The sequence below is a fragment of the Vibrio sp. M250220 genome (assembly GCF_036533795.1).
Classification (GTDB): domain Bacteria; phylum Pseudomonadota; class Gammaproteobacteria; order Enterobacterales; family Vibrionaceae; genus Vibrio.
Map to the genome: position 1 here is coordinate 1 of NZ_JATABI010000068.1, position 13,854 is coordinate 13,854.

The following is a 13,854-nucleotide window of genomic DNA, read 5'->3' on the forward strand; positions in this document are numbered from 1 at the left end:
ACGTTGCTATAACGACGCCGGATATATGTCGCAAGACCGTCGACCATCAATGTTAATCTCCGTTAAGGGTGCCTATGAAATAGCTTAAAGAAAAGACCGACATTAATTTCAATCAGGCCTTGCGAACAGCGAGGTGACCATATATGTCCTTTTTTGCTGCTTTGACTCTGGTTCGTTGGTTATCGATACCATTGCTGCTGGTGGTAAAGTGGATGCACCAACACCGCAACGTGTATTCTGGTGTACGTTTGAAGATTTGGTTGCTATCGCTCTGATGCTAGGTGGTGGGTTAGCGGCTGCTCAGGCAATGGCGGTGACAACCGGTCTACCATTTACGATTGTATTGCTTGTAGCAACGGTATCATTGATAAAAGGCTTGATGGATGAGCCTCGTCCATCATCGAAATCAATGAAGAAAGCGAAAGCTTAAACACGCTATATTGATATGAAAAACGGCATGCTTAGGCATGCCGTTTTTTTGATTGTTTGTTCCGTCAGTCCCACTTTAGTTGTGTCATCTCTGTACTCATTTACGAAATGTTTTGCACTGCGCTATAAATACATTAGACCTCAAACTATTTTCTTTCACCACATACATCTTATACCGCGATCAATATCACATCAATCAGGATTAATTGGTGGCTTATTTGATTTTACCCCCAGAATAATGCTCATAATATAAAGGAATTAATTAGAGCACGAAGGATATGTATCTACACATGATCACGTCAGCACCTTGGGTGATGTATCCAGAAATTGGAGAAGACCCAAGTCAAAAATGGATTTTTCGTGAACCACAAGCAACGGATGGTGATGACATTTACAGTTTGATCGCAGACTGTCCACCACTAGACATGAACTCTTCTTACTGCAACTTTCTCCAGACTACGCATTTCAGCAAAACCTGTATTTTGGTGGAACACAAAGGCAACGTAGCAGGCTTTATTTCTGGTTATCAAAAACCAAACGAGCCTGATGTTCTCTTTGTCTGGCAGGTTGCCGTCTCGCCTTGGGCACGTGGAAAAGGTTTAGCATTTACTATGCTTGAAAGCCTTCTAAAGCGAGATGAATTGGCGAAGATTAACGCCATCGAAACGACGATCACAGAAGAAAATGACGCGTCATGGGCATTGTTCAAAAAGCTTGATGCGCAAAATGGTAATTTTGGTGAAGTGACCACTTTTCTGGATGAAAAAGAGCACTTCAAAGGCAAGCATGATACAGAGTACCTGTATCGCATACCCCTCAAATAATCTTCACTCATTAGGAATCAAATAAACGGTCTCATCATGGATATTTTCAAAAAACAGGAATCCAACGTACGTTCATACTCGAATAGTTTTCCAGTCGTATTTCGTAAAGCAAAAGGGAGTTGGCTGGAAACAGAACAAGGCGAGCGATACCTAGATTTCCTTGCTGGAGCGGGATCTCTAAATTACGGTCACAATAACCCAGTCCTTAAACAGTCTCTGCTTGAGTACATCGAAATGGATGGCATAACTCATGGCTTGGATATGCATTCAGAGGCTAAGGCGTCATTTTTAGAAGCCTTGGATCGCTTTATTCTGAAACCACGATCATTCGATTATAAGGTTCAATTTACAGGCCCAACCGGAACAAACGCGGTTGAAGCGGCACTAAAACTGGCAAAGAAAGTAAAAGGTAGAAGGACAATCGTTGCATTTACCAACGGTTTTCACGGTTGTACTGCCGGGGCATTGGCCGCAACAGGTAACCAGCACCACCGTCAGGGGGCTGGGTCAACGTTGAATAATGTGACGCGTATTCCTTTTGAAGGTTATGCAGGAGTCGATGGCCTCGCATTGTTTGAAACCATGCTCAATGATAATTCTGCTGGTATGGACAAACCTGCGGCGGTGTTAATTGAAACCGTGCAGGGGGAAGGGGGCTTAAACGTTGCGTCCAACGAATGGCTGCAGCGATTGGCTAAAATTTGTAAGGAAAATGATATTCTGCTCATTGTCGATGACATCCAAGCAGGTTGTGGTCGAACTGGAACTTTCTTCAGCTTCGAGCCATCTGGCATTAAACCAGACATCGTTACCTTGTCAAAATCGATTAGTGGTTATGGTCTGCCAATGGCCATTGTTTTATTAAAGCCAGAACTCGACCAATGGAAGCCAGGCGAACATAACGGCACATTCCGTGGCAATAACCACGCATTTGTAACGGCGACGAAAGCACTTGAGACGTATTGGTCAAATCGTGATTTTGAAATTCATATTAAACGATGCTCAGAACAGATCGATAAAGTCATTCAACGCAGCATAAAACGTTTCCCGGAAATGTTTGTTCAACGTAAAGGACGCGGCATGATGATCGGTGTTGAATGTCAAAATGGTCAACTTTCTGGAGACATTGCAAAAGCCTGTTTTGACAACGGTATGGTCATCGAGACAGCCGGTCCTAATGACGAAGTGGTCAAATTCTTCTGCCCATTGACGATTAGCGAGTCAGAGTTAACTCAAGGTTTAGATATTTTTGCAGGTGCGGTAGAAACCATTGCAGCGAAACACTTCAAACAAGCATCGTAACAAGGAAAGAACAATGATCGTTAGAACACTCGACGAGTGTCGCAATAGTGAAAGACGCGTGGTATCGGACAACTGGGAAAGTGTTCGCATGTTATTAAAAGATGACGATATGGGCTTTTCGTTCCATATCACCACAATTTATCAAGATACAGAGACCCACATTCATTATCAAAACCATTTAGAGTCGGTATTTTGCATGAGTGGGGAAGGAGAGATTGAAGTGATCGGTGGGAAGACTTACCCGATCAAACCAGGCACGCTTTACATTCTTGATAAGCACGACGAACATTATCTTCGCGCGTACAAAAACAAAGAAATGGTGATGGCTTGTGTATTCAATCCGCCGATCACCGGCGCTGAAGTTCACGACGAAAATGGGGTTTACCCATTGGTCGATTAATTTTCCTCAATTGGGGTGAGTCTTCACCCCATTTCCCCTCTTTAAAATGATCAATCATTAAGGCCCTCTCATGACTTTTACCGTAGAAAAAATCGGCGGAACATCAATGACAGCGTTTGATGCTGTGCTTGATAACATTCTTTTACGTCCTCAAAATCCATATAACCGCATCTTTGTCGTATCCGCCTACAGTGGTATGACGGACGCGCTGCTTGAATGTAAGAAAACCAGCAAACCGGGGGTGTATCAGCTTATCGCTAAGCGTGATGATTCGTGGCAAGACGCGTTAGCCTGTGTTGAAAGCCGAATGTTGCTGACCAACGAGCATATCTTTGCCGACCCAATGAATCGAATGCGTGCGGACAAGTTCATTCGCTCTCGCATTGCGGAAGCGAAAAACTGCATTTCCAATATTCTTGAGACGTGCCAGTATGGACAATTCTCATTGCGTCATTATCTCCCTCAAATTCGAGAATTTCTCTCTTCAATTGGAGAAGCTCATAGCGCCTACAATACGACACTGAAACTTAAAAATATGGATATTAATGCTAAGTTTGTCGATTTATCAGGGTGGGATAATCAAGAACCAAGAAGCCTCGATCAATCGATCAGTGATGCTTTAACCGATATTGATGTTAGTAGAGAGCTGCCCATCGTTACTGGCTACGCGTACTGCAAAGAGGGTTTAATGCACACTTACGATCGTGGCTATAGTGAAATGACTTTTAGTCGTATTGCGGCGAAAACCAAAGCGGATTTGGCGATTATTCACAAAGAGTACCACTTAAGTTCTGCTGATCCGAGGGTGGTAGGCCCTGAAAACGTTCACCCTATAGGTTCGACAAATTACGATGTCGCAGACCAATTGGCTAACTTGGGCATGGAAGCGATTCATCCCAATGCGGCAGCGGGTTTACGCGAAAGTGGTATTGAACTCCAAATCAAGAACACTTTTGAGCCAGAGCATAAAGGGACACTCATTTCTTCTGATTACCGTCCTGACACTGATCGGATTGAAATCATTGCAGGTAAACAGAAAGTTTTTGCGTTGCACCTGTTTGATCAAGCGATCGTTGGTAAAGTGGATAATGTAAGTTATGAGCTAATGGAGATTATTTCTGATGCTCGTGTAAGTTTGATCGGTAAAGAGATGAACGCTAACTCCATAACTTACTATCTTGGCGGTAGCACAGAAAGCCTGAATAAAGTGTTGTATAAAGCTGAAAAGCGTTATCCAAAGGCATCGATTACAGGGCGAATGGTGGCATTGATTTCTGTAATCGGCTCGCAAATTGATACGAATAAAACCTTAGCCAAAGGTGTATTGTCACTAATGAACAGTGATGTTACCCCCATTGCGCTTCACTCATCCATGAGAAACGTAAACGTGCAGTTTGTGGTGAGTGATAGCGAATACCAACAAGCGATTGTTGCCCTACATGACGAGTTTTTTGAGAAAACGCCACAAGTCACTACATCATCTAACGTGGCGTAATAAACATTAATCTTTAATGGTTTATATGTAGTGATAAGTATTCAGTTAATGCTAAAGTTGGTTCATTAACAGCGAATAAAGGGTCATGACTCCTCGCCGTCCTCGTTCAACTACTATAAGACAATGTGATCGAATACGTCATACAGGGGATTATGGTAGTGATTTTTATTGTTTGCTTTGTAAGTTTGCACTTTGATCGAAAGTGGACGCATTTTTTAAGAGGTTTAGCTGTATTAGTTCCGACTAGATCTGACACTTCAATTTGAAAAGAAGAGAGTTACCCACTTTGATTAAAGGTGCTGAATCCGTAATCAAAGACAATAAGAGGTAACTCTCATGCTTCATACTAGCAACCCAATCATCAAACACAAAGCTGGTCTACTCAATCTTGCAGAAGAACTCGGCAATGTATCAAAAGCCTGCAAGGTCATGGGTGTATCAAGAGACACTTTCTATCGTTATCAAGAGTTAGTTGAAACTGGTGGCATTGATGCTCTGATTAATCAAAGCAGAAGAACACCAAACTTGAAGAACCGAGTTGATGGCGAAACTGAACAAGCAGTTCTCAAGTATGCCATCGACTTCCCTGCACATGGTCAAGTCAGAACAAGCAATGAACTGCGTAAACTTGGTGTGTTTATCTCTCCTAGTGGCGTTCGTTCAATCTGGCTTCGTAATGACTTAGAAAACTTCAAAAAACGCCTTATTGCCTTAGAAAGACAGGTCGCTGAAAACGGTATCATTCTAACGGACGAGCAAGTTGCAGCCCTTGAGCGCAAGAAACATGATGACGAGGCTTGTGGTGAGATAGAAACCGCGCACCCAGGCTATCTCGGCTCTCAAGACACGTTTTATGTTGGTAACCTTAAAGGTGTTGGACGCATCTATCAGCAGACGTTCGTTGATACCTACAGCAAAGTCGCCTTCGCTAAGCTCTACACGACAAAAACACCAATCACTGCAGCGGACACATGTTGAATGACAAGGTTCTACCGTTATTCGAGGCTCATGAGCTGCGAATCCTGACTGACCGTGGTACTGAATACTGTGGCCGTGTTGAACAGCACGATTACCAACTCTACCTTACCATCAATGATATCGACCACACGAAAACTAAAGCGATGTCGCCACAGACAAATGGTATCTGCGAACGCTTCCACAAGACCATATTGAATGAGTTCAACCAAGTAACATTCAGAAAGAAACTGTATGGTTCAATGGAAGAGTTACAGAAAGAGCTGGACGAATGGATGGACTACTACAACAATCATCGTACTCATCAAGGAAAAATGTGCTGCGGCCGAACGCCAATAGAGTGTAAACCTCCCCTAATTAGTTGCGCCCATAATTCGAGGTGTCGGCTTGTTCATTCTTTATTAAATATTCCCATGGCGTCAGATCGTTGAGGGCATCATTGGACGTCGCTTCTCAGGCCTTTTGCTTTTGTGATTAATCAAAACTCAACGAATTCAGAAACCTTTGGCTTTCTTAATGACATCATAAGCATTCTGGATCTCTTGTGCCTTCTCTTTAGCAACATTCATCATCTCAGGTGGTAGACCTTTTGCCATCAACTTATCCGGATGGTGTTCGTTCATCAGTTTACGATAAGCACGTTTCACACTCTTAGCATCTGCGCTGCTATCAACGCCCAAAAGTTTATACGCGTCACTCAACTGGTCTGCTGTTGAAGCCTGCTGCCAACTACCGCCTGACTGATTAGAATAGCTGCCACCGGATTGGCCGCCAAAACCGCCTTGCTGAAAGCGGAATGCCGCCTCTTGCATACGTAATCGTTGTTCTAGCTGATCAGACGAAAAACCAAGGCCACGGGCTATCTTATGTAAGACGTTACGCTCACTAGGGTGAACATCTCCATCGGCAAATGCAGCTGAGATCTGCAGTTCGAGAAAGAACTGCATTAGATCGAAACGACCACCAGCAGAGATCCGCACGCGTTCTAAAACGGTCTCCAGTGGGAAGTCACTCTCTTTGCCTTCTCGAAATGCATCTTGGGCAGCTTTGCGCTGTGAACCATGCAGATTCATGCGATCCATCATGGTTGTAGCAAGTTGAATCTCTTCGCGCGTAACTTGCCCTTTTGCTTTGGCAACATGCCCCATCACCGCAAATGCCGCTTTAAAAAACTCTTCTTGCCGTTCGGCTTGACTCGGGCCACTGCCAAAACCGCTATTAAAGCCCGCCATACGTAAACGTCGTGCTTTATCGAATTGGTGCCCTAAAAATAAACCAAATACAGCACCAAAGGCTCCCCCAAATAGGAAACCGAAAAATGTGCCGAGAATTTTGCCGAAAATATGCATTATGTGCTCTCAATCTCTGAATTTTTTCTTCACGAAGCGGTCTGATAGTGCCGTAAGCTGTAAATTACTTTATTATAAGGACCGTTTTATTCTACATTCGGTCACCTATTCACCGGATATATCAAGTTCAACAGGATAGTAAAACTCGATGTTACGTTTTCCACGCACCTTGTTAGCCGCTTCAATCAGTGCTGCTTTTGTAGTGCCTCAGACTCAAGCAGAAACTATGTTAGACGATAGTGTGCAGGAACTGCCCGCTATAGATCAATGTTTGATCCACGAACCTGAGCCAAATAACCCAAATCAACAGCCGGTCAATGTTGAAGCCGATAGTTTAGAAGCCATAAATGGTGATAAAGCAACCTATCGGGGTAATGTTGTCGTTGTTCAAGGCAAAAAGCGCATGCAGGCTGACAACGTGACTTTGCACCAGAAAGAAAACATCGTCGTCGCTGAAGGTAATGTGACTTTCAGCGATGGTGAAGTCAAAACTATTTCTGATAAAGCGACCAACAACCTCAACACTGATTACGTCACTTTAGAAAATACCAACTATCAGTTCTTATGTGAGCCTGGCCGAGGTGAAGCCGTCTATGTAGCGAAGACTGGCAAAGCTGTCTATGAAATCGAAGACGGCACCATCACTTCATGTCCAGAAGGTGATAGTTCGTGGCGCATGCGTGCTTCAAGCATTGATATTGACCAAGATGAAGAAGAAGCCACTTTCTACAATCCACGCTTCGAGATTGTCAACGTACCGGTATTTTATCTGCCATTTCTTACTGTACCTATTGGTGATACGCGTAAAACGGGTTTCCTCTATCCAACCGTTTCGTATGGTTCGAGTGATGGCTTTGAAATGGAAGTTCCAATCTATTGGAACTTAGCGCCAAACTACGATTTGGAAACCACGCTCAAGTATATGCAGGAACGTGGCACTCAGTTAAACAGTGAATTTCGTTTCTTGTCTGATTTTGGCTACAGCACGCTGAAATCTGAATACCTCCCAGATGATAAAAAGTATCCTGAGTACGGCGATCGCTGGGGCTTCCAGTTAGAGCACAGCGGTATTTACCAAGAGAACTGGAAGTTTACTGCTGACTACTCCAAAGTGAGTGATATCCGTTATTTCACCGATATCGATTCAAGCATAGGTAATAAAGAAGATGGTCAGCTTATCCAAGAAATGGAGGCCACTTACCGCTCTGATAACTGGGATGCGTCATTGTTAGCTCGAGACTTCCAAGTGCTAACAACTGGCAATAACTTGCCTTATCGCTTATTACCTCAATTACAGTTTAACTATTACGCACCAGAATTGATGCGCTATTTAGACTTTGATATGACCAGCCATATCTCTCGTTTTGATACCGATGCACAAGGTAAACCATCGGCGACTCGCGTTCACGTAGAACCTGGGTTGACGATGCCAATTGGTACGACTTGGGGAACTTGGACAACAGAAGCGAGACTTCTTGGTACCTACTATCAACAGGACTTGGATGGCGTTGACACGGCTTCGCAAAAAACAACTGACACTTCAGGGAATTCGATTGATAACCCTTATTACGGCCTTGAAGAGAATGTATCACGTGTGATTCCTGAGTTTCGCTCTCACGCAGCCGTTGTATTGGAGCGTGATACGGCAGTGTTTGACAATTACACCCAAACACTTGAACCGCAAATTCAATATGTGTACGTGCCTGAAAAAGATCAAAACAATATTGGTGACTACGACACAACTCTATTGCAAACCGACTACTATGGGCTATTCCGCAGCCGCAAATATAGCGGCGTAGACAAAATTGCGGAAGCAAACCAATTTAGTTATGGTGCTTCGACTCGCTTCTTTGATGACGGATATAAAGAAAGACTCAATATCTCATTTGGTCAAATTTTCTACATCGACAAAAACGTCAGAAAAAACACTGGTGAAACAGACAAACCAGATACTACATCTAAATCCAATTATTCCGCTTGGGCGGTTGAAGTCGACTTCAACTATGATGACTATTTGTTCTATCACGGTGGGGTTCAATACGATATTGACACAAGCGAAGTTCAGTTAGGTAACAGTACACTAGAATACCGTTTCAATGGCGGTTACCTCCAAAGCAACTATCGTTATGTATCCAAAAAGTATCTAGATTGTACAGTGGGTGAATGTGCTGATGAAGGTAAAGGAAATATCAATGTAAAAGATATAACCGTTGATGGCATATCTCAAGTAGGCTTACTCGCTGGATATCAGATTAATCGCAACTGGAATACCAGTGCACAATACTTCTATGACTTAACGACCGAAGAAGCGTTAGAGTGGCTAGCGCGCTTGAACTACACATCAGATTGTTGGTACATCGGCTTTACCTACAGCAAGCAGCTGCAAAGTTGGGATCCTAGCTTCTCAAGTTACCCCAATGCTAACCCAACCTACGAAAACAACTTTAGTCTGAACTTCGGCATCATAGGCTTTGGGACTAAGATTGGTGCAGGTTCTGGTTTAGCGGGTCTAGACAGTGCTGGTAACTCTCTAGGTTACGGTCGCCCATTTTTCTTAAACAACTAATTCGAGAGCCTGCTGTCTAACCCCGCAGGCTCGATATATTTTATAGGTTCTTGAATGAAATTTTGGAAACACGCGTTATTGGCTATGTTTGCAAGCAGTACAGTAAATACTGTTTATGCACAGCCCGTTGCACTAGATAACATCGCTGTCATTGTGAATAGCGGTGTTGTGCTACAAAGTGACATTGAAACATCACTAAAAACGCTAAAGGCAAATGCAAAAAAAAGCGGTCAGGCTTTACCCTCTGAGCAGATACTAAGAAAGCAAGTCACTGAAAAACTGATTGTCGACACCATTCAGCAGCAAGAAGCGCAACGTATCGGTGTGCGTATTGATGATAGCCGCTTGAATGAAGCAATCGCAGAAATTGCCAAAAATAATCAGCAAACAATCGAACAACTTAGTGTCTCTATTGCAGAAGAAGGTCTGAGTTATGCTGAGTTTCGTGAACAAATCCGCAAAGAAATCGCCGCAAGTGAAGCGCGTAATGCTCTTGTCCGCCGCCGCATTAACATTTTACCCGCAGAAGTGGATAACCTAGCCAATATCTTGGCCAAAGAAACGAATGCAACGGTTCAATACAAAATTGGGCATATCCAACTGCGCGTTAATGATGGTGACGATAAAGCCGCCATCGAGAAGCAAGCCAAGCAGTTAGCGGAGCAACTGAAAAACGGGGCCGACTTTAGCACCATGGCTTACACCTACTCTAAAGGCCCTAAAGCACTACAGGGTGGTGACTGGGGGTGGATGCGTAAAGAAGAGATGCCGACTATTTTTGCTGACCAAATCAATTTACAGAATAAAGGCAGTATTATCGGCCCCTTCCGTAGCGGCGTTGGCTTCCATATCCTCAAAATTGAAGACATCAAAGGCTTAGAAACGGTCGCTGTGACTGAAGTTAATGCGCGCCATATTCTGATTAAGCCAACGGTCATCTTAAGCGATGAAGGCGTCCAGAAAGAGCTAAAAGAGATCACTCAACGTATTACTTCAGGTAAAGCGACATTTGGTGAAATGGCACAGCAATATAGCCAAGATCCAGGTTCAGCCGCCCAAGATGGTGAACTAGGCTATCAAACTTCAGAACTCTATGTACCTGAGTTCAAACATCAAATTGATACTCTACCTGTTGGTCAAATCAGCCAACCCTTTAAAACGGTTCACGGGTGGCACATTGTAGAAGTCCTTGATCGTCGCGAAGTAGATCGCACGGATTCAGCATTAAAGAACAAAGCTTACCGCATCTTGTTTAACCGTAAGTTCAACGAAGAAGCGAGCACTTGGCTTCAGGAAATGCGCGCCAGTGCCTACGTTGAAATCATTAAAGATGAGACTCAAGATGAGCGTTAAACGCATCATAGTTACCGCTGGTGAACCTGCGGGTATCGGCCCTGATTTGGTATTGGCTCAGTCGAAAGAGAGTTGGGCTCACCAAATCGTGGTTTGCGCAGACAAATTTATGCTGGCAGAACGAGCTAAGCAGTTGAATATTGATGTCGAGCTGATTGACTACCAGTCTGAATCGCCGATTATCCCTCAGCAAGCAGGCTCATTGGTGGTTGACCACATACCTTTAACCAACCCAGCCGTTGCGGGGAAGTTGGATGAAGCCAATGGCCACTACGTGTTAAAAACACTAGAAAGAGCCGCTTTAGGCTGTATGAATGGTGAATTTGATGCTATTGTCACCGGCCCTGTGCATAAGGGGGTCATTAACCGCGCAGGCGTCGCCTTTAGTGGTCATACTGAATTCTTTGCTGAGAAGTCAAACACACCACTAGTCGTGATGATGCTTGCAACGGAAGGTTTACGTGTCGCTTTGGTGACAACGCATATCCCACTGGCTTATGTATCTAAAGCGGTGACAGAGGAAAGGCTAGAACTCATCATAGATATTCTGAACAAGGATCTCGTTGAGAAATTTGCAATAACGTCACCTAAAATCTATGTGTGTGGACTTAATCCACATGCAGGAGAAGATGGCTGCCTCGGAAGAGAGGAAATAGAAACCATCACTCCCACATTAGAAAGACTGCGTCAGACGAAAGGAATCAACCTAATTGGTCCTTTACCTGCCGATACTATCTTCAATGAGAAATATCTTGAAGATGCTGATGCCGTACTTGGGATGTACCATGATCAGGTACTTCCTGTATTAAAATACAAAGGCTTTGGCCGCTCAGTGAATATCACTTTAGGCCTGCCATTTATTAGGACCTCCGTTGATCACGGCACCGCTCTTGACCTAGCAGGGACAGGCAATGCGGATACAGGAAGCTTCCGAACGGCTTTAGCTCATGCAATAGAGCTAGTCGATAAGAAATCGAATTAACTTGAGAATACTATGAGAAACGATGTCCACTTAGGGCACAAAGCAAGAAAACGCTTTGGTCAAAACTTCCTTAACGATCCATACATCATTGATGGAATAGTCTCTGCGATCAACCCAAAACCTGGTCAGAACCTAGTAGAAATCGGCCCAGGTCTTGGTGCTATCACTGAACCTGTTGGTAAAGAAGTAGACAAGTTTACGGTTATCGAGCTTGACCGCGATCTTGCTGAACGTCTGCGCAATCACCCTGACTTGGGCGACAAACTGACGATTCACGAAGGCGATGCGATGCGCTTTGATTTTGCGCAGTTAGTGAAGCCAAACAACAAGTTACGTATTTTTGGTAACCTGCCATACAACATCTCAACTCCGCTGATGTTCCATCTTTTTGAATTCCATAAAGACATCCAAGACATGCACTTTATGCTTCAAAAAGAGGTGGTAAACCGCCTAGCCGCAGGCCCTGGCACGAAAGCTTACGGTCGTCTTACCGTCATGGCACAGTATTTCTGTAAAGTCGTACCAGTACTCGAAGTACCCCCTACGGCGTTTGTTCCACCACCTAAAGTCGATTCAGCGGTAGTTCGTTTGGTGCCTTATGAAAACCTTCCTCACCCAGCAAGCAGTCTAAAATGGTTGGATCGCGTTTGCCGTGAAGGCTTCAATCAGCGCCGTAAAACCGTGCGTAACTGCTATAAAGGCTTATTAAGCGCTGAGGAACTAGAGCAACTAGGCATTAACCCAGGAATGCGCCCCGAGAACCTAACGCTAGAACAATTCGTTGGAATGGCAAACTGGTTAGATGCTAACCACAAATAATTTCAGCTAATATAAAAAGGTGGTAGACCGATGGTTTATCACCTTTTTGACTTTACATAGGAGTTCACATGGAAGCTACCCCGTGTATAAAAGTCCAAGTTCATACCAAATACATTGCCGACCAATCCCATCCGGATGCAAAACGTTACGTTTTTGCTTATATCATCACCATCAAAAATCTCAGTCAGCAATCAGTACAACTCATCGCTAGACGCTGGCTAATTACCGACGCTAATGGTAAACAGATGACCGTAGAAGGTGAAGGTGTTGTAGGTCAACAACCCGTCATCGCGGCCAATGATGAATACACCTATAATAGTGGCACCGTTATCGAGACCCCTGTTGGTGTAATGCAAGGCCAATACATTATGCACGATGCCACTGGACAAGAATTCGTTACCGAAATCGAACCTTTCAGACTCGCTATCCCAAATATTTTAAATTAGGACATCACTGTGGCGACATACATTGTCGGCGATCTTCAAGGTTGCTTAGACGAACTCTTACTGTTACTTGATAAAGTCAAATTTGATCGCAAGCATGACTCACTCTGGCTTGCGGGCGATCTTGTCGCCCGAGGTCCAAAGTCACTTGAGGTATTGCGTTTTGTTCGCTCGCTAGGCCCCTGTGCTAAGGTGGTACTAGGAAATCACGACCTCCATCTCCTTGCCGTTTCACTTGGGCTATTCAAAGTCAAAAAGAAAGACAAAACCGCAGCGATCTTTGCCGCGGAAGATAAACATGAGTTGCTCAATTGGCTACGCCATCAACCTCTCTTTGCGGAACATGATGAATTTGTCATGTGCCACGCAGGAATATCTCCCCAGTGGACATTAGATCAAGCGCGTGTCGCTGCCAGAGAAGTGGAAGCCATCCTACACAGTGACGAGTGGCCTTGGTTAATAGAGAATATGTACGCTAACCAACCTGATCTCTGGTCCAATACACTACAAGGCATTGAGCGTTACCGCTATATCATCAACGCATTCACCCGCATGCGCTTTTGCGATGCGCAAGGAAGATTAGACATGGAGTGCAAACTCCCGCCCAAAGACGTCAAGAATCACAGTCTGGTGCCTTGGTTTAAACTGCAACAAAGAATCAAGTTAGATAAAACGGTACTGTTTGGTCACTGGGCAGCATTAGAAGGCTACGAAGGTAAAGAGGTGATAGGCTTGGATACTGGCTGTGTCTGGGGTGGGAAACTGACCATGTTACGCTGGGAAGATAAGCGTTTCTTTACGCAAGAAGCGTTAGCGAGTAGCGAGTAGCGAGTAGCGAGTAGCGAGTAGCGAGTAGCGAGTAGCGAGTAGCGAGTAGCGAGTAGCGAGTAGCGAGTAGCGAGTAGCGAGTAGCGAGT

At 44.3% G+C, this 13,854-nt stretch carries 12 protein-coding genes and 2 pseudogenes; 13 read left to right on the top strand and 1 reads right to left on the bottom strand.

The genetic code is table 11. From position 1 onward, the window contains the following. The first annotated feature begins 133 nt into the window (after positions 1 to 133). From QTN94_RS18265 to QTN94_RS18295, 7 genes and pseudogenes are all read left to right on the top strand, one after another. Positions 134 to 430: a BCCT family transporter gene (locus QTN94_RS18265; protein WP_331428456.1), complete on the top strand. Its 297-nt coding sequence runs from the start codon at positions 134 to 136 to the stop codon at positions 428 to 430. Between the two features lie 289 nt (positions 431 to 719). Continuing rightward, positions 720 to 1,253 (top strand): diaminobutyrate acetyltransferase, encoded by a 534-nt coding sequence (ectA, locus tag QTN94_RS18270; protein ID WP_171052118.1) that lies wholly within the window; start codon positions 720 to 722, stop codon positions 1,251 to 1,253. 36 nt (positions 1,254 to 1,289) lie between these two features. Beyond that, positions 1,290 to 2,555: a diaminobutyrate--2-oxoglutarate transaminase gene (gene ectB / locus QTN94_RS18275; RefSeq protein ID WP_138970732.1), complete on the top strand. Its 1,266-nt coding sequence runs from the start codon at positions 1,290 to 1,292 to the stop codon at positions 2,553 to 2,555. 13 nt (positions 2,556 to 2,568) lie between these two features. Continuing rightward, positions 2,569 to 2,955: an ectoine synthase gene (locus QTN94_RS18280; RefSeq protein WP_331428457.1), complete on the top strand. Its 387-nt coding sequence runs from the start codon at positions 2,569 to 2,571 to the stop codon at positions 2,953 to 2,955. A gap of 70 nt (positions 2,956 to 3,025) precedes the next feature. Continuing rightward, complete coding sequence (locus tag QTN94_RS18285) at positions 3,026 to 4,450, top strand: aspartate kinase (RefSeq protein ID WP_331428458.1); 1,425 nt, start codon at positions 3,026 to 3,028, stop codon at positions 4,448 to 4,450. A gap of 119 nt (positions 4,451 to 4,569) precedes the next feature. Then, positions 4,570 to 4,686: pseudogene (locus tag QTN94_RS18290) on the top strand (potassium channel family protein); the annotation flags it as partial. 100 nt (positions 4,687 to 4,786) lie between these two features. Next, positions 4,787 to 5,856: pseudogene (locus QTN94_RS18295) on the top strand (IS481 family transposase). A gap of 63 nt (positions 5,857 to 5,919) precedes the next feature. Here the strand turns inward: QTN94_RS18295 and djlA are convergent. Beyond that, positions 5,920 to 6,774 (bottom strand): co-chaperone DjlA, encoded by an 855-nt coding sequence (gene djlA, locus QTN94_RS18300; RefSeq protein WP_138970729.1) that lies wholly within the window; start codon positions 6,772 to 6,774, stop codon positions 5,920 to 5,922. 148 nt (positions 6,775 to 6,922) lie between these two features. Here djlA and lptD point away from each other — a divergent pair, with 148 nt between their 5' ends. The 6 genes from lptD (at position 6,923) to apaH (ending at position 13,765) form a co-directional block, all read left to right on the top strand. Then, complete coding sequence (gene lptD, locus QTN94_RS18305; RefSeq protein ID WP_331428459.1) at positions 6,923 to 9,340, top strand: LPS assembly protein LptD; 2,418 nt, start codon at positions 6,923 to 6,925, stop codon at positions 9,338 to 9,340. Positions 9,341 to 9,394: 54 nt separating this feature from the next. After that, positions 9,395 to 10,693, top strand: a complete 1,299-nt coding sequence (gene surA, locus QTN94_RS18310) for a peptidylprolyl isomerase SurA (RefSeq protein ID WP_331418200.1) — start codon at positions 9,395 to 9,397, stop codon at positions 10,691 to 10,693. Next, the gene (gene pdxA / locus QTN94_RS18315; protein WP_331418199.1) at positions 10,683 to 11,675 is read left to right on the top strand and encodes a 4-hydroxythreonine-4-phosphate dehydrogenase PdxA; all 993 of its coding nucleotides are present in this window, start codon (positions 10,683 to 10,685) and stop codon (positions 11,673 to 11,675) included. The genes surA and pdxA overlap by 11 nt, the downstream gene beginning before the upstream one ends. A 12-nt stretch (positions 11,676 to 11,687) precedes the next feature. After that, positions 11,688 to 12,494, top strand: coding sequence for a 16S rRNA (adenine(1518)-N(6)/adenine(1519)-N(6))-dimethyltransferase RsmA (gene rsmA, locus QTN94_RS18320; protein WP_138970725.1), 807 nt, complete (start codon positions 11,688 to 11,690; stop codon positions 12,492 to 12,494). A 68-nt stretch (positions 12,495 to 12,562) separates the two neighbouring features. Beyond that, positions 12,563 to 12,940 (top strand): Co2+/Mg2+ efflux protein ApaG, encoded by a 378-nt coding sequence (apaG, locus tag QTN94_RS18325; protein WP_331418198.1) that lies wholly within the window; start codon positions 12,563 to 12,565, stop codon positions 12,938 to 12,940. A gap of 9 nt (positions 12,941 to 12,949) precedes the next feature. Further along, a complete protein-coding gene (gene apaH / locus QTN94_RS18330) occupies positions 12,950 to 13,765 on the top strand; it encodes a bis(5'-nucleosyl)-tetraphosphatase (symmetrical) ApaH (RefSeq protein WP_331418197.1) in 816 nt (271 codons plus the stop codon). Positions 13,766 to 13,854: the final 89 nt, after the last annotated feature.